At 73.0% G+C, this 21,481-nt stretch carries 20 protein-coding genes and 1 pseudogene; 10 read left to right on the top strand and 11 right to left on the bottom strand.

Translation table 11 applies throughout. The features are described from left to right. Positions 1-2: 2 nt before the first annotated feature. Complete coding sequence (locus tag ACZ5GT_RS19695; RefSeq protein WP_469025591.1) at positions 3-260, bottom strand: hypothetical protein; 258 nt, start codon at positions 258-260, stop codon at positions 3-5. A 158-nt stretch (positions 261-418) separates the two neighbouring features. Here ACZ5GT_RS19695 and ACZ5GT_RS19690 point away from each other — a divergent pair, with 158 nt between their 5' ends. Both ACZ5GT_RS19690 and ACZ5GT_RS19685 read left to right on the top strand, forming a co-directional pair. Beyond that, positions 419-1,138: a helix-turn-helix transcriptional regulator gene (locus ACZ5GT_RS19690; protein ID WP_469025588.1), complete on the top strand. Its 720-nt coding sequence runs from the start codon at positions 419-421 to the stop codon at positions 1,136-1,138. A gap of 32 nt (positions 1,139-1,170) precedes the next feature. Beyond that, positions 1,171-1,734, top strand: coding sequence for a DUF3291 domain-containing protein (locus ACZ5GT_RS19685; protein ID WP_469025583.1), 564 nt, complete (start codon positions 1,171-1,173; stop codon positions 1,732-1,734). A 103-nt stretch (positions 1,735-1,837) separates the two neighbouring features. On the opposite strand, the gene ACZ5GT_RS19680 is transcribed toward ACZ5GT_RS19685, so the two are convergent. Beyond that, positions 1,838-3,595, bottom strand: coding sequence for a serine/threonine-protein kinase (locus tag ACZ5GT_RS19680; RefSeq protein ID WP_469025580.1), 1,758 nt, complete (start codon positions 3,593-3,595; stop codon positions 1,838-1,840). A gap of 127 nt (positions 3,596-3,722) precedes the next feature. Here ACZ5GT_RS19680 and ACZ5GT_RS19675 point away from each other — a divergent pair, with 127 nt between their 5' ends. From ACZ5GT_RS19675 to ACZ5GT_RS19665, 3 genes are read left to right on the top strand one after another with little or no spacing between them, the layout of a single operon-like run. Further along, complete coding sequence (locus tag ACZ5GT_RS19675; RefSeq protein ID WP_469025577.1) at positions 3,723-4,244, top strand: MarR family winged helix-turn-helix transcriptional regulator; 522 nt, start codon at positions 3,723-3,725, stop codon at positions 4,242-4,244. After that, a complete protein-coding gene (locus tag ACZ5GT_RS19670) occupies positions 4,241-4,672 on the top strand; it encodes a MarR family transcriptional regulator (RefSeq protein WP_469025572.1) in 432 nt (143 codons plus the stop codon). The genes ACZ5GT_RS19675 and ACZ5GT_RS19670 overlap by 4 nt, the downstream gene beginning before the upstream one ends. Positions 4,673-4,720: 48 nt before the next feature. Next, positions 4,721-5,632 (top strand): NAD-dependent protein deacetylase, encoded by a 912-nt coding sequence (locus ACZ5GT_RS19665; protein WP_469025568.1) that lies wholly within the window; start codon positions 4,721-4,723, stop codon positions 5,630-5,632. Between the two features lie 57 nt (positions 5,633-5,689). Here the strand turns inward: ACZ5GT_RS19665 and ACZ5GT_RS19660 are convergent, their stop codons facing one another. Next, positions 5,690-6,154, bottom strand: a complete 465-nt coding sequence (locus tag ACZ5GT_RS19660) for an SRPBCC family protein (RefSeq protein WP_469025563.1) — start codon at positions 6,152-6,154, stop codon at positions 5,690-5,692. A 55-nt stretch (positions 6,155-6,209) separates the two neighbouring features. On the opposite strand from ACZ5GT_RS19660, the gene ACZ5GT_RS19655 reads away from it, so the two are divergent. Further along, positions 6,210-6,842: a TetR family transcriptional regulator gene (locus tag ACZ5GT_RS19655; RefSeq protein ID WP_469025771.1), complete on the top strand. Its 633-nt coding sequence runs from the start codon at positions 6,210-6,212 to the stop codon at positions 6,840-6,842. 77 nt (positions 6,843-6,919) lie between these two features. On the opposite strand, the gene ACZ5GT_RS19650 is transcribed toward ACZ5GT_RS19655, so the two are convergent. The 4 genes and pseudogenes from ACZ5GT_RS19650 to ACZ5GT_RS19635 all read right to left on the bottom strand — a co-directional run. Next, entirely contained in the window at positions 6,920-7,294 is a 375-nt protein-coding gene (locus tag ACZ5GT_RS19650) for a nuclear transport factor 2 family protein (protein ID WP_469025560.1), read from the bottom strand. An 87-nt stretch (positions 7,295-7,381) separates the two neighbouring features. After that, positions 7,382-8,107 carry an SDR family NAD(P)-dependent oxidoreductase gene (locus ACZ5GT_RS19645; protein ID WP_469025557.1) on the bottom strand — a complete coding sequence of 242 codons (726 nt, stop codon included), beginning with the start codon at positions 8,105-8,107 and terminating at the stop codon, positions 7,382-7,384. After that, a complete protein-coding gene (locus ACZ5GT_RS19640; protein WP_469025768.1) occupies positions 8,104-8,919 on the bottom strand; it encodes a cytochrome c oxidase assembly protein in 816 nt (271 codons plus the stop codon). The genes ACZ5GT_RS19645 and ACZ5GT_RS19640 overlap by 4 nt, the downstream gene beginning before the upstream one ends. Before the next feature lie 66 nt (positions 8,920-8,985). Then, a pseudogene (locus tag ACZ5GT_RS19635) lies at positions 8,986-9,114 on the bottom strand (DUF2243 domain-containing protein); the annotation flags it as partial. Here ACZ5GT_RS19635 and ACZ5GT_RS19630 point away from each other — a divergent pair. Both ACZ5GT_RS19630 and ACZ5GT_RS19625 read left to right on the top strand, forming a co-directional pair. Next, positions 9,113-9,577, top strand: coding sequence for a GNAT family N-acetyltransferase (locus tag ACZ5GT_RS19630; RefSeq protein ID WP_469025554.1), 465 nt, complete (start codon positions 9,113-9,115; stop codon positions 9,575-9,577). The pseudogene ACZ5GT_RS19635 and the gene ACZ5GT_RS19630 sit on opposite strands and share 2 nt — an antisense overlap. Before the next feature lie 87 nt (positions 9,578-9,664). Further along, complete coding sequence (locus ACZ5GT_RS19625; protein WP_469025549.1) at positions 9,665-11,467, top strand: thiamine pyrophosphate-requiring protein; 1,803 nt, start codon at positions 9,665-9,667, stop codon at positions 11,465-11,467. A gap of 25 nt (positions 11,468-11,492) precedes the next feature. Here the strand turns inward: ACZ5GT_RS19625 and ACZ5GT_RS19620 are convergent, their stop codons facing one another. Genes ACZ5GT_RS19620 through ACZ5GT_RS19610 form a run of 3 tightly spaced genes read right to left on the bottom strand, consistent with a single transcriptional unit; the run spans position 11,493 to position 14,843 of the window. Continuing rightward, positions 11,493-13,268: a glycoside hydrolase family 15 protein gene (locus ACZ5GT_RS19620; RefSeq protein ID WP_469025545.1), complete on the bottom strand. Its 1,776-nt coding sequence runs from the start codon at positions 13,266-13,268 to the stop codon at positions 11,493-11,495. Between the two features lie 6 nt (positions 13,269-13,274). Then, a complete protein-coding gene (locus ACZ5GT_RS19615) occupies positions 13,275-13,409 on the bottom strand; it encodes a hypothetical protein (RefSeq protein WP_469025541.1) in 135 nt (44 codons plus the stop codon). Positions 13,410-13,442: 33 nt separating this feature from the next. Continuing rightward, on the bottom strand, positions 13,443-14,843 hold the full coding sequence (locus ACZ5GT_RS19610) for a sigma-70 family RNA polymerase sigma factor (protein ID WP_469025538.1): 1,401 nt from the start codon (positions 14,841-14,843) through the stop codon (positions 13,443-13,445). Between the two features lie 389 nt (positions 14,844-15,232). Between ACZ5GT_RS19610 and ACZ5GT_RS19605 the strand changes: the two genes are divergently transcribed. Both ACZ5GT_RS19605 and ACZ5GT_RS19600 read left to right on the top strand, forming a co-directional pair. After that, positions 15,233-17,032: a thiamine pyrophosphate-requiring protein gene (locus tag ACZ5GT_RS19605; RefSeq protein WP_469025533.1), complete on the top strand. Its 1,800-nt coding sequence runs from the start codon at positions 15,233-15,235 to the stop codon at positions 17,030-17,032. Further along, entirely contained in the window at positions 17,029-18,183 is a 1,155-nt protein-coding gene (locus ACZ5GT_RS19600; RefSeq protein WP_469025528.1) for an enolase C-terminal domain-like protein, read from the top strand. The genes ACZ5GT_RS19605 and ACZ5GT_RS19600 overlap by 4 nt, the downstream gene beginning before the upstream one ends. A 34-nt stretch (positions 18,184-18,217) precedes the next feature. Here the strand turns inward: ACZ5GT_RS19600 and fdh are convergent, their stop codons facing one another. Continuing rightward, positions 18,218-21,478, bottom strand: coding sequence for a formate dehydrogenase (gene fdh, locus ACZ5GT_RS19595; RefSeq protein WP_469025522.1), 3,261 nt, complete (start codon positions 21,476-21,478; stop codon positions 18,218-18,220). Between the last annotated feature and the right edge of the window lie 3 nt (positions 21,479-21,481).

Here is a 21,481-nt window from a genome sequence, read left to right as displayed (position 1 = left end):
CCCTACGACGGCGCGCCGTCACCCTCGCTGTGGTCGCGGACCCAGTTCTTGTGGGCGTTCGAGCCTTCCCGTCCGGGCGAGATCCTGAGCACGGCCCCGCCGTCGATCTGCTCCAGGCCGGTGATCACGTAGGGAGAACCGGTGTGCACCGCGATGCGGATGCTGCCGTTGCCGAACTCCGTCACCCGCAGGGTCCGTCCGCCGGACAGCGGGATGTCCCGCTTGTCGACCTCCGCCGGCCGTTCGTCTGCCGCAGCCATGCCCAACTCCTCACCCACCACGCCGGATCGCTGCCCACACAGTACTGAGCACGCGGCGGGAAATGCGTCGTACGAGCCGATTCCCGGACCGTTCTGTGACCGCGTCGGCGCGGCACGACCCTTCTATCTCCAACCTGGGTTGTTCCTAGAATGGCCGGGTGGAGGACATCGAAGCGATCGCGGCGTTGCAGGATCCGGTCCGGCGCCGTCTGTACGAGTACGTGGTGGCGCAGGGGCGTGAGGTCGGCCGCAACGAGGCCGCGGAGGCGGTCGGGGTGGCGCGCACGCTGGCCGCGCACCATCTGGACCGGCTGACGGAGGCGGGGCTGCTGGAGAGCGGCAGCCGTCGCCTCACGGGCCGTTCGGGGCCCGGGGCGGGGCGTCCCGCGAAGGTGTACACGCGGGCGCGGGCCGAACGGGCGGTGTCGCTGCCCGCCCGCGACTACCGCACCGCCGCGGAACTCCTCGCCGAGGCCGCCGAGGAGGCCGGGCTGGACGCCGGACTGTACGCGGCCGCGCGCCGCCGGGGCGAGACCCTGCGCGGCGCGACTGCGCCCTGCGGCGGGCTCGACGAAGCCGCGGACATGCTGGCCGCCCGGGGCTACGAACCGTACCTGGCGGGCGGCGAGGAGGCGGACGGGGCGGCCGGGTGTGCCGTCCGGATGCGCAACTGCCCCTTCCACTCCGTCGCCGAACGCTTCCCGCCGCTGGTGTGCGGCATGAATCTCGCGCTGCTGGAGGGGCTGTTCGGCACGGACGGTCCGGTGCGCGCCCGGATGGACGCCCGGCCGGGGGAGTGCTGCGTGGTGGTCGAGGCGGCCGAGGCGGTCGAAGGTTCTGAGAACAATGCTGAAGGTTCTAAAAACAATGCTGATTGACATAGAAAGAGGTGCCGTGCTGGGATGAGGCCATGACCGCATCCGTGCCCGCCGCCCACCTCGCCCAGCTCAACCTCGCCACGCTCCGCCACCCCCTCGACGACCCGCGCACAGCGCCGTTCGTCGAGCTGCTGGACCCGGTCAACGCCGCCGCCGAGGGCGCGCCCGGCTTCGTCTGGCGGCTCGTCGAGGAAGGGGCGGCCGACGCCACCGGCCTGCGTCCGGCGGGGGAGAACGTCATCGTCAACCTGACGGTGTGGGAGTCCCCGGAGGCCCTGTGGGACTTCGCCTACCGCAGCGGGCACCTGGAGGTGATGCGGCGGCGCCGCGAGTGGTTCGAGCGGCACGCCGAGGCGCACCTGGTGCTGTGGTGGGTCCCCGCCGGTCACCTCCCGACCGTCGCAGAGGCCCTGGAACGGCTGGCCCGCCTGCGGGCGGACGGCCCGTCCCCGCGCGCGTTCACCTTCGCCTCCTCGTACACCGCCGAGGAGGCCGCCCAGCACCTCGAACCCCTGCCGCCGGCGCGGCCCGGACGGGCGGCCGACAGCGCACCGCCGGCGCGGACCGCGCGGGCCGGGGGCGCGGCGGCCGTATAGGGGGCGCCCGACAGGGGAGGGGCGGGTCCGATGCCCCGGCGTCCGCCGGCGGCCCGGCCCACGCCACGACGGGGCCGGACCGCCGGCGGACGGTTCGCGGTGGTCAGCCCTCCGCGGGCACCACCCGCCGCACCTTGCCGTCGGTGTCGGCCTCCAGGTAACCGGAGTCGTAGGTGCCCGACAGGTAGACGGCCATGCCGGCCGGCTCGTCGAACGTGGTATTGGGCTGCCGCACGAGCAGGTAACGGGACTGCGGATCCTTGACGTTCAGCTTCTTCTCCGCCTGCGCCAGCAGAGCCGGGACCTTGTCCCACTTGAAGTCGTCGAGACTGACGGGCTGGTCTCCGCCCATCAGCGTGCCGGAGATGATGCCCTTCGACACGCCCTGGCCGGGACGGTAGGTGTAGGAGTCGTAGGCGGTCTTGCTGCCCTTGACCATCATCTCGGCGCTGGCGTACTCGGGGTAGACGGTGAAGTCGCCGAACATGTCCCGGCCGGTCGCCTTCTTGAACGCCTTGATGGCGCTCCGGATGCCGTCGGGGGTGAGCAGGTCGCCGTTCTGCTTGTCCTGCGACCCGTCGCCGGCGGGGGCGGCGGTGGCGGTGGGCGAGGCGGTCGTGTCCAAGGCGGTCCCGCCCGGCGCCGACGCCGTGGCGGACGAGCCCGGCGAGGCGCCGGCCTTCGCGTCGCCGGAGCCGCCGGACTCGCCACCGAGCGGAACCAGCCACCAGGCCAGTGCCACGGTGCCCGCGAGCGATGCGCCCAGCGCGCTCAGCAGGACGGCCCGGCCGGGACCGCGCCGGCCGTCCGTGCGCATGAGTGCGGTGACCTTCTGGGGCGGTGCCGTGCCCGCGGGCCCGAAGGGGGCGGGCGGCGGACCGAAGCCCGCGGAGGCCGGCATGTGCGCGGGCGCGGTGGGGTGCCCGGCGCCGAGCGGGCCGGACGGCGGGTGCAGGGCGTACGAGGTGGGCTGGTCCACCGGCGGTGTTCCCGCGGCGGCAGCCGGCCGGGGGGCCGCCGTCTCCGCCGCGGCCAGCATCCGGTCCAGTGCGGCGGCGTCCGGCCGTGCCGCCGGGTCCCGCACGAGCACGCTCGTGAGGACGTCCCGCAGGGAGCCCGCCCGCACCGGCGGTGGCACGTCCTCGTGCAGCACCGCGGCGAGCGTGGCGATGGTGGTGCCGCGGCGCAACGGGTGGTGCCCCTCCACCGCCGTGTACAGCATCATCGCCAGCGACCACAGGTCGGACGCGGCCCCGCCCTCCTGCCCGGTGATGCGTTCCGGCGCCATGAAGTCCGGTGTTCCGATGATGGACCCGGTGGCGGTGAGGGAGGTGTTCTCACGGATCGCCGCGATGCCGAAGTCGGTGAGCACGGGACGGCCGTCGGGACGCAGCAGCACGTTGGCGGGCTTGACGTCCCGGTGCTGGATGCCGGCCTGGTGCGCGGCGGTCAGCGCGGCCAGCACGCCCCGGCCGATCCGGGCCGCCTCCTCGGGCGCCATCGGCCCCTGGGCCAGCCGGTCGGCCAGCGAGCCGCCGCTGACGAGCTCCATCACGATCCACGGATAGGTGCCTTCGCCGCCGTCGACGATGTGGTGGATCGTCACCACGTTCGGATGGTCGATCCTGGCCAGCGCCCGCGCCTCGCGCAGGACCCGCTCGCGCAGCATCCGCGCGGACTCGGGATCGTACTCGGCGAGGTCCTGGTCGGGCGGGCGGACCTCCTTGATCGCCACCTGCCGGTGCAGCACCAGGTCCCTGGCCCGCCAGACCATCCCCATCCCGCCGCCACCGAGGCGGGCCTCCAGCTCGAAGCGCCCGTCGACGACCCGCCGTTCGGTGCCTCTGTCTGCCTCACTCATGCGCGGGAGCTTAGTTGTCCTGACCGACACCGTTCGCAGCGGCTCGGCCGTCGGGCTCCGGGTGTCCGCGGGTGCGTTCGCCGGAAAATAGTAGCCATGGCTATAGTAGCCATGTACTTTAATCCACATGAGCAAGGGTTCGCCGGGTCCCACACCCGGATTTCTCGTGTGGCGGCTCGCCAACAAGTGGCGCGTCGCGGTCGATCGCGCGGTGGCTCCGCTGGGCCTCACCCACGCGCAGTACTCGGTGGTCGCCTCGCTGTACGGCATGCAGCGCACGGGCGAGCGGCCCAGTCAGCGCCGGCTCGCCGACCACACCGGCCTGGAGGCCCTGTACGTCTCCAAGCTGGCGCGTGCCCTGGAGGCGGCGGGTCTGATCGAGCGCACCCGCGACCCCCGCGACCCGCGTGCCGTGCAGCTCGCGCTCACCGAGCGGGGCAGGGTCGTCACAAGGCAGGCCATCGAGGCGGTCCAGGAACTGCTCCAGCGGTTGCTGGAGCCGCTCGGCGGCCTCGACGCCCCGCGCACCCGCGCATTCACCGACGAACTGACGACCCTGCTCGACGTACCTCTCGCACCACCCGCACAACCGGCACCACACGCACCATCCGCACCGAACGACAAGAGAACCCAGGGGACGACACCATGACCACCGACGCACCCGTCGCCGACGCCCGCGCCCTCGGCCTGGCCCACTACGCCGCCCGCGGCGTCCTGGAGCACGTCCTGGCCCGGCACGGCACCACCTTCCAGCAACAGGTCACCCTGCGCGCCGCCGCCCCGCAGACGACGGACGACCTGGTCTCCCAGGTCCGGGCCTCCCTCAAGACCGACCCGGCCGATGTCCGCGCCACCGTCGACGAACTGCTGGCCCGGCAGTTGCTCGTCGAGGACGGCGCGCACCTGCGCCCCACGGACGCGGGACGCGAACTGCTCGCCGCGATCGGCGCGGAGACCGCACCCGTCACCGCCCGCATCTGGGGCGGGATACCCGCCGACGACCTGGCCGCCGCCGGCCGCGTCCTCGCCCTGGTCACCGAGCGCGCCGACGCCGAATTCGCGGCGCTGACCGCCTGACCGCCTGACCGCCTGACCGCCTGTCGCGGTGTTCCGTACCCTGACGGCATGCGCATGCGCCCCACTCTGAGCTGGACCCCTACCGAGGACCTGCCGCCGGGCACCACGGACCTGGGGCCGGTCGCCGACGCGCTCGGCGCCGGCGGTGTTCTGGTGCTCAGCGGGGCGGGCATCTCCACGGAGTCCGGCATCCCCGACTACCGGGGCGAGGGCGGGAGCCTGAGCCGGCACACCCCGATGACCTACCAGGACTTCACCGGCAGTGCCCGCGCCCGACGCCGCTACTGGGCGCGCAGCCATCTCGGCTGGCGCACCTTCGGCCGTGCCCGCCCCAACGCGGGGCACCGGGCGACGGCCGCGTTCGGCCGGCACGGGCTGCTCTCGGGCGTGATCACCCAGAACGTCGACGGGCTCCACCAGGCCGCGGGCAGCGAGGGCGTCGTGGAGCTGCACGGAAGCCTGGACCGTGTCGTCTGCCTCTCCTGCGGCAACCCAAGCCCGCGCGCCGAACTCGCCCGGCGGCTGGAGGAGGCCAATCCGGGGTTCGAGCCGGTGGCGGCCGGGATCAATCCCGACGGCGACGCCGACCTCACCGACGACCAGGTCGGGGACTTCCGGGTGGTGCCCTGCGCGGTCTGCGGCGGCATCCTCAAGCCGGACGTGGTGTTCTTCGGCGAGGCCGTTCCACCGGGGCGGGTCGAGCTCTGCCGCGCGCTGGTCCGTGAGGCGGCCTCCCTGCTGGTGCTGGGCTCCTCGCTGACGGTGATGTCGGGGCTGCGGTTCGTGCGTCAGGCGGCCGAGGCGGGCAAACCGGTGCTGATCGTCAACTGGGACGTGACCCGGGGCGACCGGCACGCCGTCACCCGCGTCGCACTCCCCCTGGGGGCCGCCCTCACTGCCGTGGCCGGCCGGCTGGGCATCCCCGTCGACGGCGAGACGGCGCCACGTCGAGGGTGGTGACCGGAGTCAGGTACGGAGGCCGGGCGTGGACCAGGGCCTGACCCCGCCCAGGTGTCGTCAGGAGCCGGCGGCGGACGCGTGGTGGGCCAACTCCTCGGCCAGCCGCCGCATGACCGTGCGGTTGGCGCGCCGCATCGCGGCCCGGACGGCAGGTGCCAGCAGGCGGTCGCCGAGCGGGGCGAGAACCCAGGCGTATGTGAACGAGACGCGGCTTCCGCCGGTCCCGAGCGGCTCGATGGTGTAGGTGCCGTGGGCCAGCCGCCGGCCGGCCGCGCTGACGTTCCGTTCGATGATGCGCCGTGGTGCGTCGACCTCGACGACCTCGATGGCGATGTCGGTCTTCACGGCTCCCAGGGCGGCGGTCACCGTGGCGCACGATCCGATGCCGCGCTCGGGCCCGCTGTAGCGCCAGTCGGACAGGTAGTGGTCGGTGAACCGCTCGTGGTGGGCCATGACGTCGAGGAAGTCGTAGACCTGCTCGGGCGTCTGCGGAACGTCTGTCGACACGGTGACAGGCTTCATGTACCACACGGTACACATGCCATGTACCACTTGGTACGCTCGCGACGTGGTGAACATGGACGGCCCGCGCCCCGAGGACGGAACCCCCGACACCGACCCTGATGGCGACGCCCGCAGTGACACCGCGACGGACGGCGACCGGCGGGCTCGGATCGTCGACGCGGCCGTCGCCCACGTCGCGGCACACGGCATGGCCGACCTGAGCCTGCGTCGTCTCGGCGCCGCGATCGGCGTCAGCCATCGCATGCTGATCCACTACTTCGGCACCAAGGAGCGGCTTCTCGTCGAGATCGTCCGGACGTCGGAGCGGCGCCAGCGCGAACTGCTGTCCCGGCTCCGCGCAGAGCCCGGCCTCCCGCCCGCCGACGCCGCGCGACTGCTCTGGCGGCAGCTGACGGAACCTCGACTGGCCAATCAGGAGCGGCTCTTCTTCGAGATCTTCGGGCGTGCGCTGCGGGGCCGCCCCGAAGCCGCCCCGATCCTGGACGGGCTTGTGGCGGACTGGCTGGAACCGCTCGTCGCCGCCGAGGTCGCCGCCGGCGCGGACCCTCTCACCGCCCGGAACCGCGCGAGGCTGGGACTCGCCACCGTCCGCGGACTGCTGCTCGATCTGCTCGCCACCGGTGACCACGCCAGCGTCGACGCGGCGATGGAGGAGTTCCTCCGGCTGTACTACGGCTCGGAGTGACGGGCCGGCCGCGCAGCGCCGGCCGGGCGCCCACGAGGCTCGACTCGATGACACCAGGGAGGCGTTGCGCCTTGTCGTCACGGGGACGGGTGGATGTCCCCGGCGAAGACGATGATCTGGTCGATGAGGCTCCGTCGCAGGTGCACGACGTCGGTTCCCGCCAGCCGCGGGCCCCCGTCCGGCGTGGTGAATACCCACTGGTACCGAGCCCACTCGTCCGGCATGTCCACTCCGGAGCAGCGGACCATCGTGCCCACCCCGGCCGGGTGGCGTCGGATGTCCAGCACGAACAGCTCGACTGCCTCGATTCCCTCCCTTCGCCCCAGTGGCCCCCAGAAGACCACGTCGGAGGTCAGTGCCTGGGACAGCAGAGACGTGACGTAGGAGTCCTGGGAAGCGTTGAACGCCGAGATGAAGGTGTCGATCGCCGACTGAGCGGTTTCTGCCTGCATGCGCCAGTCATACCAGCCCCACCGCGGAATCAGGTCCTCCGCGGCTCCCGGCGGGGAAGCCCCCGGCCTCCGGGCGCCGCGCGGCGGTCACAGCGCGGTGCCCGTCTCCTCGGCCAGGGTCCGCAGCAGCAGGTCCTGGAACGCCTCGTCGTGGACGGCGCGGTGCGGCTGCTGCCGCTGCTGGTGGTACCAGTACCCGCCGCTGGTCAGGGCGGCGGGGTCGTCGCTCGACACGAGCCACTCCTGCGTCCGGTGGCCCAGCTCGAGATCGTCCGGTGCGCTCGGCCCGCCCATCTTCGTGGGCACCCAGCCGGGATCCACGGCGTTGCTCAGCACCTCGGGACGCAGGCGGGCCACCGCGGCCGCGAGCGTCGTGACGAACAGCTTGCTGTCGGCGTACGAGCCCGCGCTCCGGCCGAGCCAGTCGATGCCGGTGAGCGAGGCGTGCCCGCTGAAATGGGAGCCGCTGCTCAGGTACACCAGCCGGCGCGGCCCGTGCAGCAGCGCCGTGAGCAGGTAGGGCGCGACGATGTTGACCGGCATGACCGCCGGGCCGCTCCACACACCGGCATTGTGGATCACCGCGTCCAGCGGCCCGGCGTCGTTCAGCCCGGCCGCGACGCGCCGTACGGCAGCCCGCTCGGTGAAGTCGCCCACGACGATGCGCGCCCCCCGGCCGACCAGCCCGTCGAGGCTCGCCGCGCGCTCCTGGTTCCGGGCGTGCACCACGACGTCATGACCCGCGGACAACAGCGCGTCCGCCGCGGCACGTCCCAGGCCGTCCGCGGAGCCGGTCACCAGAATCCCGCTCATGGGCGCACCGTATCCCGCACACCCGGGGACGGCACGGCCGGACGGCGCTCGGGCCGCCAGGTGGTCACCAGCGCGGCGGCCAGCAGCAGTTCGGCGATGTCCCCGCCGTAGTACATGATCTCCGCGCCCTGCCGGACCTGGTCGACGGGGGCGTGGACGTCGACGAAGAACCCGCCGTACATGGCCTGGGAGATCAGGGCGTGCGCGGCGATCGCGACGCCCAGGCAGACCAGGCGGGTACGGACGCCGGGCCGGGCGGGCGCGGGATCGGGACCGGCGATGACGTGGGCGAACAGGCAGCCGGAGACGAGGAAGTGGGCGTTCGTCAGCCAATGCCCGGCGGGATGGTCCATGGCGGTGTTGTACAGCGGCGTGAAGTACAGCAGGCCGAGGGTGCCGGTGCTCAGCGCCGGCGCCACCGCCGGGTGGCCCGCCAGCCGTACGGGCCGGCTGTGCAGCACCGCTCGGCGCGCCCGGGACGGCGGCAGCGCGCGCAGCAGGAGGGTGACCGGGGCGGCCGGCACGAGGGCGAGCGGCGCGTACATGCCGATGAGCATGTGCTGGGCCATGTGTCCGCGGAAGTCGGAGTGCGCGGCGGGCCCCAGCGGCGGCAGCAGCGCGACGGCGAGCAGGGCCAGCCCGGTGAGGAAGTATGCCGACCGCCGGGCGCTCCAGCCCAGGGCGGGGTTGCGGCGCCGGGCCCGGCGGACGGCGAGCAGATGGCCGCCGGCCGCGGCGAGCAGGACCAGGGCGGTCAGCGCCGCCCCCGGCAGGCCGGCGCCGCCCGTGCCGTGGTGGTGCATGGCGCCCATCAGGCCCGGCCCCCGGTCCGCCCGGCGCCGGGGGGGCTTCGGGGCCGAAGGGCCGGCCACCTGGTGGATGCCCAGGGCCTGGTGGTCCAGCAGGCCCTCGGCCAGGTTGAACAGGCCCCAGCCGGCCAGGATCCAGCAGGCCGCGCGGCCGTCGCGGCAGGCACGAGAAGCGCGGCACGGTAGCCTGACGATCATGGGGGACTGGGAGCTTCGGCCGGCTTCGGCGGCGGATGTCGAGGCGGTGGCCGAGCTGCGGGCCGTGGTGCTGCGGGCGGATCTGGAGCGGCTCGGACGGTACGACGGGCAGCGGGTGCGGCGACGGCTGCGGGACGGGTTCGCTCCGGCGCACACCTGGGTGATCGAGGTGGACGGCGTGTTCGCCGGGTGCGTGTCGCTGCGGCCGGCCGAGGGCGCCCACTGGCTGGAGCATTTCTACCTGTCCCCGCACCTGCAGGGCGGCGGCATCGGTACGGCTGTGCTGCGCGGGCTGATGGCGCGGTGCGACCGCGAGGGCACGCCGGTCCGGCTGAACGTGCTGCGCGGCAGTCCGGCCCGGCGGCTGTACGAACGGCACGGGTTCACACTCGAGAGCGAGGATCCGGTGGACGTGTTCCTGGTCCGCGAGCCGGCCAGGCGGGAGCTGCCGTACGACCGGTGACCACTGCGGGCCGCCGTGGGGTTTACCGGCCGACGCCGGAGGCACCCCGGGGGCCGCCCTGTTCCACCGTCCGCTCAGGAGAAGTCCATGACCGAAGTGGCCGACTACGTACTGCAACGCCTGACCGAGTGGGGTGTTGAACGCGTGTACGGATATCCGGGCGACGGCATCAACCCACTGCTGGGTGCCTTCGACCGGGCCAAGGGGGAGCCGGAGTTCATCCAGGTCAGGCACGAGGAGATGGCCGCGTTCATGGCGTGCGCGCACGCCAAGTTCACCGGCGAGGTGGGCTGCTGCACCGCCACCTCGGGTCCCGGCGCGATCCACCTGCTCAACGGCCTGTACGACGCCAAGCTCGACCACCAGCCGGTGGTCGCCGTCCTGGGGCAGCAGAAGCGGCTCAGTCTCGGCGCGCACTACCAGCAGGAGGTGGATCTGGAGCGGCTGTTCGCGGACGTGTCCGAGTTCTGCCAGATGATCGTGCACCCGGCGCAGGCGCGGCACGTCATCGACCGGGCGTTCAAGACCGCGCTCACCACCCGCGGCGTCGCGACGATCATCATCCCGGAGGACGTGCAGGAGGAGGACGCCCAGCCCTCGCCGCCGAAGAAGCACGGCTCGGTGTTCTCCAGCGTGGGCTGGAGCCGCCCGCGGGTGCTGCCGGACCCCGCAGAAGTGCGCAGGGCCGCCGACATCCTCAACGAGGGCGACAAGGTGGCCATGCTCGTCGGGCAGGGCGCCGCGGGCGCCGCGGCCGAGGTCCTCGAGGTGGCCGAACTGCTCGGCGCCGGCGTCGCCAAGGCCCTGCTCGGCCGCGAGGTGCTGCCCGACGACCTGCCGTTCGTCACCGGTCCCATCGGTCTGCTCGGCAGCAAGCCGAGCGACGACATGATGCGGGGCTGCGACACCCTGCTGATGATCGGCAGCAGCTTCCCGTACTCGGAGTGGCTGCCCGACGAAGGCCAGGCGCGCGGCGTCGAGATCGACATCGACGGGCGCATGATCGGCATCCGCTACCCGATGGAGGCGCACCTCGTCGCGGACGCCAGGGAGGCCCTGAAGGCCCTCATCCCCCTGCTGCGGCGCAAGGAGGACCGCTCCTGGCGGGAAAAGATCGAAAAGGGCGTCAGCGAGTGGAACGACCTGTGCGAGCGGTGGGCCGCCCAGCACTTCGGCGACACCATCAACCCCCAGGCCGTCGCCTCCGAACTGTCGGCCAGGCTGCCCGACGGCGCGATCCTCACCGCGGACTCGGGCTCGGGCACCAACTGGTGGGCCCGCAACGTCAAGATGCGCCAGGGCATGCGCGCCTCGCTGTCCGGCACCCTGGCCACCATGGGCCCGGGCACGCCGTACGCCATCGCCGCGCGGTTCGCCTATCCGGACCGCCCCGTCATCGCGTTCGTGGGCGACGGCGCGTTCCAGATGAACGGCATGAACGAGATGATCACCGTCAAGCGGTACCTCGACCGTCTCTCCGGGCCCCAGCCGCTGGTCTTCTGCGTGTTCAACAACCATGACCTCAACCAGGTGACCTGGGAGCAGCGGGCCATGTCCGGGGACCCGAAGTACCCCGGATCGCAGACCATCCCCGACATCCCGTACGCGGCCTACGCCCAGCTGATCGGGCTCAAGGGCATCCTGTGCGACGACCCCAAGAAGGTCGGCGCCGCCTGGGACGAGGCCCTGGCCTCCGAGGTGCCGGTCGTGCTCGAGTTCAAGGTCGACCCGGAGATCGCGCCGATCCCGCCGCACATCATGACCGAGCAGGGCAAGAAGACCGCCAAGGCGGTGCTGCACGACCCGGAGAAGGCCGGGATCACCGCCAGGGGAGTACGGCAGAAGATCACCCAGTACGCCGAGCACCTGCCGGGCCGGGGACGCTCATGAGCGGCAGACCCGGCCGGCGCGCTCGCTACGGCTCGGTCGACGCCCCGGCGAGGCGGACCGCGCACTCCAGCAGCAGGGCGTGGACGAACGCCTGGGGCAGGTTGCCCCGCATCTGGCGCTGACGCACGTCGTACTCCTCCGCGAACAGCCCGGGCGGTCCGCAGGCCGCCCGGGTGCGTTCGAACCAGCGGAAGGCGCCGATCGGGTCGCCCAGGCGGTGGGCGGCCAGCGCCATGTGGAACCCGCACAGCAGGAAGGCGCCCTCGGCCTCGCCGAGCGGTTCCCCGGCATGACCGAAGCGGTACAGGTATCCGTCCTCGGCCAGCCGGCCCTCGACGCGCTCGAGGGTGCGCGCGGCGCTGGGGTCGCCGGCGTCCGCGCATCCCCGCGCCAGCGGCACGAGCAGCGCCGCCTCGGGCCCGTCGTCGTCCGCGGCCCGTCGCCAGTACCCGTCCGGGTGCAGGCAGCGTCGGCGGGTCTCCGCCAGGACGGTGTCGGCGATCCCGGCGCAGCGCCGGCCCGTTCCGGCGGGCAGCACGTCGGCGATCCGGCGCAGCCCGCACACCACGCTGAGCCGCGAATGCGTCCAGAACCGGTTCTCCAGCTCCCACAGCCCGGCATCGGGCTCCCGCCAGCGGCGTTCCACGGCGTCGACGGCGATCCGCGCCGCGGCCTCCGCGTCCGCGGTGAGCCGGTCGTGCCGCGCGGCGGCCGCGAACAGCTGCAACGCCTCACCGAAGGTGTCGAGCTGGAACTGCGCGGCCGCGTGGTTGCCGATCCGGTCGCTGCCGCCCGGGTAGCCGGGCAGCGACAGCGCGCGCTCCCCGGGCATCGGCTCCCCGGACACCGTGTAGGCGGGCCGTACCCGGTCGCCGTCGGCGAGGATGCGGTCGGCGGTGAACCGTACGGCGCGGTCGAGGAGTTCGTGCGGCCCGTGCGCGGCGACCGCGAGGCCCGCGTAGCACTGGTCCCGCAGCCAGGCGTAGCGGTAGTCGTAGTTGCGCCCGGTGTTGGCCCGCTCCGGCAGGGAGGTGGTGGCGGCCGCGACCATGCCGCCCGCGGAGCTGGTCAGCCCGTACAGGACGGCGTACGCGTGCGCCGCGTCGCGAGGGGCGGCGAAGGCGGAGCAGTCCGGTACGGCGCGCCGCCACTCCCGCTCGGTGGTCCGCCACAGTTCCGCCGGGTCGAGGCGAGGCCGGCCGGGGCCGGTGGACAGTTCCAGCACCAGGTCGTGCTGCTGCCCCCGGCGCAGCCGGAACTCGCCGCGCAGGCCGGTGTCCGGATGCCACGACGCGCCAGGGGCGCCGAGGAGCCGCAGCCGCAGCCCCTCGCCCGAGGCGGTCCACGCATCGCCCTCCAGGCGGGGATCCCGCATGCGGTGCGCGCCGAAGCCCGGACGCGGGTCCAGTTCCAGCCGCAGCAACGCCTCGCCCCGTACGACCCGCATCCGGCGCAGCAGGACGAGACGGCCGGCGGAGGCCGGCATCGCCAGGGCGTCGCGGCACTCGATCACGGAGTCGCCGCTCACCCACCGGCTCACGTGGATGAGGGTGCCCTCCTCGTAGGCGCCACCCCACACGTGCCAACGATCCGCGGGCTCCACCGCGAAGTGCCCGGCGCCCCCGATCAGTGCCGAGAACACCGCGTCACTGTGCCAGAGCGGCGCGCACAGCCACACGATCCTGCCGTCCGGATCCACCACCGCCCCGCGCTCGCCGTCGGCGATGAAGGCGTACTCCCGCAGGACATGCGGCAGGCAGGCCCGGTCGGGCGCGGCCCGCGTGCGCGATCTGTCGTTCATGACACCTCACCCGGAGGGCTCTGCGGCGGACAGTGCGATGACGGCGGGCAGTGCGACGACGGCCTGCGGGTCGACGACGGCCTGCGGGTCGACGACGGCGTGCAACGCGATGACGCGGGGCAGTGCGACGACAGCGTGCAACGCGATAACGGCATGCAGGCCGACGACGGTGTGTCAGTCGTCCGGCCGCCGGCCGCCCCGGCGTCTTCGACGGTCGGGCGACCGGTCGTCTTCTGCGGCCCGAAGCTGTCTGCGCGGGCACCCGGCGGCAGGAGGCGGCCGCGCGGTCTCGCCGGGGTGTGCTGCCTCGCCGGAGTCTGCGGTCTTGCCGGGGCGGGCGGTCGCGCCGGGGCGTGCGGCGTGCGCGGTCGCGGCGGCCCGCCGCGCCGCCGCCGTTCGCCGCACGGTCCCGACACGCGTCCGGCGGCCGCCGCCGCCCACCGCGTCCCCGCCCCTTCCCGCCCTTCCCGGGCCGATGCGCAGCGACAGCGTGCGGACGGACCGTCGTACCGCGCGGTACCGGGGGCCGTGCGCGAAACACGGCCGACGGACCGCGAGCCTGCTCGCGGCGGCGTCCCGTCCGCTGTCCGGACGGCCCGGTCCCGGCTCCGTGCCGGCCGTGGGGCCGGCCATCGCGTCTGCCGGACCGCCCGGCCCCACGGGACGCGCCGGCTCCGCCCGGCGGCGGGAACGGCGGGGAGGGGGCGCCTGCCGGGCGGCCCCGTCGGCGGCCGGCCGCCGCGCCCGCTCGCCGTCCGCGGTCAGCGGCTCGGTCGCCAGAAGGGCCTCCCGGAGCCGTTCGAGGCAGCGCCGCAGGATGCGCGAGACCTGCATCTGCGAGACACCGATGGCGTCCGCGATCTGCTGCTGGGTCTGTTCCCGGTAGAAACGCAGGTAGAGCACCCGGCGGTCGCGCTCCGGCAACCGCTTCACCAGGGACGTCACCGTCAGGGTGTCGAGGACCCGGCCGAGCGCCGCGTCCTCGGCGCCGATCAGACAGGCGAGCGGGGAGTCCTGGTCGAGCGCGGCCGGTTCGTCCAGGGAACGCGGACGGCACTCGTGCACCGCGCGCAGCGCGGACCGCACGCGGTGGGGTTCGAGCCCGGTGTGCTCCGCCACCTGCTCAGTGGTGGGCGGGCAGCCGCCGAGGCGCTGCTCGAGCTCCTCGACGGCCTGGAAGACCTGGCGGCTCGCCTCGTGCAGCGGGCGGGGAAGCCGTACCGTCGCGGTGCGGTCGCGCAGGTGCCGCCGCAGCTCACCGATCACCTTCGGGAGCGCGTACGACAGGAAGGCGTGCCCGAGCGCCGGGTCGTACCCGTCGACGGCCTTGACCAGCCCGAGTGAGGCGACCTGGACCAGATCGTCGAGGTCCTCCCCGCGGTGCCGGTAGCGGCGCGCCACCCGGCGGGCCAGCGGCAGCATCAGAAGCAGGACCTCGTCCCGCAGGGCGGCGCGCCGGGGTCCCGGGGGCTGCTCCGCCATCTCGCGCATCAGCTCGTCGAACCGCCCGGAAGACGGTTCCGCCGCAGCGGTGGCGTCGCGGGGCCGGAGCGGGCCGGCGGCTGAGGAAGACATGGGACTCCGGAGAGGTCGGGCCGGCTGTGGGATGACGGCGGATGCCGTCGCGCACCGCCGCCCGGCAAGCGGCGGGCGGCGACCGGCGGTCTCGGGTGACGGGACGTGGCAGGCCAGGTCCCGCGGGGAGCCGGGCTGTTCACTCGATCCCTCGAAGTCACCCGTTACGGGTGCCATGAAAACCCGCCGTGAACCGGGGCCGCGAGAAGTCGGCCGCCAAGGGGGTGACGCGCGCCGCCGGCCCCGGGCGGGGCCCGCTGATCCGCGCGCCGGCCCGGCGGGCCACCGCCCCCGCTCCGGGAGAGTGGCGGACCGCGCTTCACCGTTTACGCGTCCCGGCCGCGGGTCACCCACTGGGCACATACAGCTGCGTCCGAGGGAGTTACGTCATGACGCTGGTCGCCGACTTCGTGCTGCAGCGCCTGCGGGAATGGGGCGTGCACAGGGTGTACGGCTATCCCGGCGACGGGATCAACGCGCTGCTCGGCGCCTTCGACCGGGCGCAGGGGGAGCCCGAGTTCATCCAGGCCCGGCACGAGGAGATGGCGGCCTTCATGGCGTGCGCCCACGCCAAGTTCACCGGCGAAGTCGGCTGCTGCACCGCCACGTCGGGCCCCGGCGCGGTGCATCTGCTCAACGGCCTGTACGACGCCAAGCTGGACCACCAGCCCGTCGTCGCCGTGGTCGGCCAGCAGAAGCGGCTGTCACTCGGCGCCCACTACCAGCAGGAGATCGCCCTTCAGCAGCTGTTCGCGGACGTGTCCGAGTACTGCCAGACGGTGTCGCACCCGGCGCAGGCGCGGCACGTCGTCGACCGGGCGTTCAAGACCGCGCTCACCATGCGCGGCGTAGCCACGGTCATCATCCCCAGCGATGTCCAGGAGGAGGAGGCCCAGCCCTCGCCGCCGAAGAAGCACGGGTCGGTGTTCTCCAGCGTCGGCTGGAGCCGCCCGCTCCTGCTGCCCGACGAGGAGGAGCTGCGCAGGGCGGCCGGCGTCCTGAATGCCGGCCGCAAGGTCGCCATGATCATCGGCCAGGGAGCCGCCCACGCGGAGGACGAGGTCGCCGAGGCGGCCGAGCTGCTGGGGGCGGGGGTGGCGAAGGCGTTGCTGGGCCGGGAGGTGCTGCCCGACGACCTCCCGTTCGTCACCGGGCCCATCGGCCTGCTCGGCAGCAAGGCCAGCGACGACATGATCCGCGGCTGCGACACCCTCTTCATGATCGGCAGCAGTTTCCCGTACTCGGAGTGGCTGCCCGACGAGGGCCAGGCCCACGGCGTGGAGATCGACATCGACGGGCGGATGATCGGTATCCGCTACCCCATGGACGCCCACCTCGTCGGGGACGCCAAGGAGACCCTCAGGGCCCTGCTGCCGCTGCTGCGCCGCAAGGAGGACCGCGGCTGGCGGAAGAAGATCGAGAAGGACGTCGCCGAGTGGAACACGGTCTGCCGCAAGCGCGCGGACCAGCACTTCGGAAAGACCATCAACCCTCAGGCGGTGGCCGCGGAACTCTCGCCCCGGCTGCCGGACGACGTCATCCTGACCGCCGACTCCGGCTCCGGCACGAACTGGTGGGCGCGCCACCTGAAACTGCGCCAGGGGATGCAGGCATCGCTGTCGGGCACGCTGGCCACCATGGGGCCGGGCACCCCGTACGCCATCGCCGCGCGGTTCGCCTACCCCGACCGGCCGGTCATCGCCTTCATCGGGGACGGCGCGTTCCAGATGAACGGCATGAACGAGATGATCACCGTCAAGCGGTACCTGGACCGGCTGTCCGGCCCGGCACCGCTGATCTTCTGCGTCTTCAACAACCAGGACCTGAACCAGGTCACCTGGGAACAGCGCGCCATGGCCGGTGACCCCAAGTTCCCCGGCTCCCAGACCATTCCGGACGTCCCGTACGCCCGGTACGCCGAACTCATCGGCCTCAAGGGCCTGTACTGCGACAAGCCGAGGAAGATCGGCAAGGCGTGGGACGAGGCGCTGGCCTCCGACCGGCCGGTGGTGCTGGAGTTCAAGGTCGACCCGGAGATCGCGCCGATCCCGCCGCACATCATGAAGACGCAGGCCAAGAAGGCCGCCAAGGCGGCCGTGCGGGACCCGGAAGGGCTGGGCATCGCGGCGAAGGGCATGCGCCAGAAGCTCACCGAGGCGGTGGCGCACGTGCCGGGGCGGTCTTCGTGACCGGTGCCGCGGGCACGGCAGGAGCGGCACTGGAGGAGTGCCGGGTCGACGCGGTCGACGTGCACGCCTTCGAGGTGCCCACCGACGGCCCCGACGGCAGGGAACAGGACGGGACGCTGGAGTGGGACGCCACCACCATGGTTCTGGTCCGGGTGCACGCCGGAGGCGCCACCGGCCTCGGCTACACCTACGGGGACGCGTCCGTCGCCTCCTTCGTGGCCTCCCAGCTCGCCCCGCTGCTGAAGGGCCAGCCCGTCACCGCGGTGCCGCTGCTGTGGCACCGCATGGGGACGCAGATCCGCAACGCGGGCCGGCCCGGTGTCGGAGCCATGGCCCGCTCCGCGGCCGACGTGGCGCTGTGGGACCTCAAGGCGAAACTGCTGGGCCTGCCGCTGATCCGTCTCCTGCCCGCCTACCACGACCGGGTGCCGGTCTACGGCAGCGGCGGCTTCACGAACTACCCGCTCGACCGGCTCGCCGAGCAGCTCGCCGGATGGGTCGGCCAGGGCATTCCCCGGGTGAAGCTCAAGACCTCGCGCGATCCCGGGCGCGACCCGCGGCGGCTGACCGCCGTCCGCAGGGCGGTCGGCGACGAGCCGGAGATCTTCACGGACGCCAACGGCGCGCTCGAGCGCAAGGAGGCGCTGTACTGGGCGCGCAGGTTCCACGACGAGTGGGACGTGCGATGGCTGGAGGAACCCGTCAGCTCGGCCGACCTGGAAGGGCTGCGCATGCTGCGCGACCGGGGCCCGGAGCGCCTGGAGATCGCGGCCGGCGAGTACGCCTTCACGACGCGGGACTTCGTCAACCTCCTGGAGCCCCCCGCGGTGGACTGCCTGCAGGCCGACGTGACCCGCTGCGGAGGCATCACGGCGGTGCTGGAGGCGGGCGGCCTGTCGGCGGCCCGCCACCTCGACCTGTCCGCCCACTGCGCCCCGGCGCTCTCCGCCCACGCCTTCTGCGCGGTACGCCGACTGCGGCACCTGGAGTACTTCCACGACCACGTCCGCGTCGAGCGGCTGCTGTTCGACGGCACCCTCGAGCCCGAGGACGGCGCCCTGCGGCCCGACCCCGGACGGCCCGGCCTCGGCCTGGAGGTCAAGTGGGCCGACGCCGAGCCCTACCGCGTCTACGGAGCCCGACCCGCCTGACCTGACCGGGCCGCGGCCGAGGCGGTGACCGGGCTCAGGGCTCCGTGCCGGTGTGCTCGTCGATGCCCGCCCGTACCCGGTAGCCCGCCACCAGCTCCACCGCGGCCGGGCCCCTGGGCCGGCGTCCCGGCCGAATGTCGACGGCGAACGCCTTGCTCTCCTGGATGTGGGTGTTCGGGTCGAGGGAGATGTGCATCAGCTCGTTTGCCGCGTCCCCGGTGCTGTAGCCGTTCGGCCCCCAGTGGTAGGGCAGTCCCACCTGGTGCAGCGTGCGCCCGTGCACGGCCAGGGGCGGCACCCGGTCGGTGACCAGCACCCGTGCCTCGATCACCCCGCGCGCGCTGACGATCGTCGCCCAGCCGGTGTGCTCCAGACCGCGCTCGGCGGCGAGTTGGGGGGAGACCTCGCAGAAGAACTCCGGCTGCAGCTCCGCCAGGTAGGGCTGCCAGCGCGACATGCCGCCCGCGGTGTGGTGCTCGGTCAGCCGGTAGGTGGTGGCCACGAACGGGAACACCTCCGAGCCGGGCGCGTCGCCGCTGGGCTGGTAGCGGTTGTCCGGGTGGGGCGGCAGCAACTGCCGCACCGGGTTGCGCTGCCGGCCGTACAGCAGGTTGGGGAAGGGCGAGTCCTGCGGCTCGTAGTGGGTGGGCAGCGGGCCGTCGGTGAGGCCGGACGGCACGTACAGCCACGCCTTGCCGTCGGCCTGCATGATGAACGCGTCGGTGCCCGACAGGGCCTCGGGCCCGCGGGCGTCGGCCGGCGGCCGGTGGTCGGGGGACTTGTCCTTCTTGAAGTCGGGGATGTCGTGGCCGGCCCACTCGCCCCGCTCCGCGTCCCACCACACCAGCGCCTTGCGCTCGCTCCACGGTTTGCCGTCCGGGTCGGCGGAGGCGCGGTTGTAGAGGATGCGGCGGTTGGCGGGCCAGGCCCAGCCCCACTCGGCCGCGACCCAGTTCTGCTCCCCGCCGGGCTTGCGGCGCGCGGCCTGGTTGACGCCGTCGGCCTGGACGCCGCAGTAGATCCAGCAGCCGCAGGCCGTGGAGCCGTCGTCGCGCAACTGCTCGTACGAGGCCAGGGGGTTGCCCTCGGCGTCGTGGCCGTTGATCTCCGCGAGGACGGCCACGGCGTTCGGCTCGGCGTGCTCGCCCTTCGTCGGGTAGTCCCAGGTGAGGTCCAGCACGGGCCGGTCCATGGGATCGGTGGAGGCGGCGAGCCGCTGCCGGACGAGCCGTCCGAGGTGGTAGGTGAACCACAGGTCGCTGCGCGCCTCGCCGGGCGGTTCGACGGCCTGGTGGTGCCACTGCAGCAGCCGCTGGGTGTTGGTGAAGCTGCCGTCCTTCTCGGTGTGCGCGGCGGCCGGCAGGAAGAACACCTCGGTGCCGATGTCCTCGGTGCGCAGCTCACCCGTCTCGATCTCGGGGCCGTCCTGCCACCAGGTGGCCGACTCGATGAGGGAGAAGTCCCGTACGACGAGCCAGTCCAGGTTCGCCATGCCCAGGCGCTGCAGCTTGGCGTTGGCCGAGCCGACCGCGGGGTTCTCGCCCATCAGGAAGTAGCCCTTGCAGGTACCGTCCAGCTGGGCCATCACCGTCTCGTAGGTGGAGTGGGAGCCGGTCAGCCGCGGCAGGTAGTCGAAGCAGAAGTCGTTCTCCTCGGTCGCGGCCTCTCCCCAGTAGGCCTTGAGCAGACTGACGAGGTACGACCGCATGTTGCCCCAGTAGCCCTTGCGGGCCGCCTCGGCCCGCACGAACGTGTCCAGGTCCTGCTGCTGGTGGGCGTGCGGCATCGGGATGTAGCCGGGCAGCAGGTTGAACAGGGTGGGGATGTCCGTCGAGCCCTGGATGGAGGCGTGCCCCCGCAGGGCGAGGATGCCGCCGCCAGGCCGGCCGATGTTGCCGAGCAGGCTCTGCAGGACGGACGCCGCGCGGATGTACTGGACGCCCACGGTGTGCTGCGTCCATCCGACCGCGTAGGCGAAGGCGGTGGTGCGGTCCCGGCCGGAGTTCTCCGTGACCAGCTCGCACACCTGCCGGAACAGGTCCTGCGGCACACCGCAGACCTGCTCGACCGCCTCGGGTGTGTAGCGGGCGTAGTGCCGTTTGAGGACCTGGAAGACACAGCGCGGATGGGTGAGCGTGTCGTCCCGTTCGGGTTCGCCCTCGCCGATGTCCGCGCCGCCCGACCCGTGGGCCTCGCCGCGCGCCGCCTCCGCCACCGAACTGCCGCCGCGGGTGCGCTCGTCGTACTGCTGGTCCCGTGCGCCGGAGGCCGCCTGGACCTCCGTGCCCGCGTACTGCCAGCTGCCGTTGTCGTAGCTGCGGGTGTCGGGGTCGAGGCCGGAGAAGACGCCGTCGAGGTCCTCGGGGTCGCGGAAGTCCTCCCGCAGGACGACGGGCCCGTTGGTGTACGCGACCACGTAGTCGCGGAAGTACTTGTCGTTACGCAGGACGTGGTTGATGATCCCGCCGAGGAAAGCGATGTCGCTGCCCGCCCGCAGCGGCACGTGCACGTCGGCCAGCGCGCTGGTGCGGGTGAAGCGCGGGTCGACGTGGATCACCTTCGCTCCGCGGGCCTTGGCCTCCATCACCCACTGGAACCCGACCGGATGGCACTCGGCCATGTTCGAGCCCTGGATGACGATGCAGTCGGAGTGCTGCAGGTCCTGCTGGAAGGTGGTCGCGCCGCCGCGTCCGAACGAGGTTCCCAGACCGGGAACCGTGGAGGAGTGTCAAACCCGCGCCTGGTTCTCGATCTGCACTGCTCCCAGGGCGGTGAACAGCTTCTTGATCAGGTAGTTCTCCTCGTTGTCGAGCGTGGCCCCGCCCAGGCTCGCGATGCCGAGCGTGCGCCGGGTGCGGGCCGCGTCGACCTCCCACTGCCAGCCGGCGCGGCGCGTCCTGACGACCCGGTCGGCGATCATCTCCATCGCCGTGTCCAGGTCCAGGCGCTCCCAGCGGGTGCCGTGCGGGCGCCGGTACAGGACGTGCTGCTCGCGTGCGCTTCCGGTGGTCAGCTGGAGGCTGGCCGAGCCCTTGGGGCACAGCCGGCCGCGGGAGATGGGGGAGTCCGGGTCGCCCTCGATCTGCGTGACGCGGTCGCCCTCGACGTAGACGTTCTGGCCGCAGCCCACGGCGCAGTAGGGGCAGACCAACTTCACCACCCGGTCGGCGGTGGCTACCCGAGGGGTGAGGCGCGCGCTGGCACCGCTCTTGGCGGCGGCCCCGCGGCCCAGCGGGTCGGTGCCCTTGAGCTGGCGGTAGACCGGCCAGGAGTCGATCCATGTGCGGACGCCCATGAC

The sequence above is a fragment of the Streptomyces sp. NPDC031340 genome (assembly GCF_055569945.1).
Note: the sequence above shows the minus strand (reverse complement) of the source record. Positions and strands in the feature narration are given on the sequence as shown.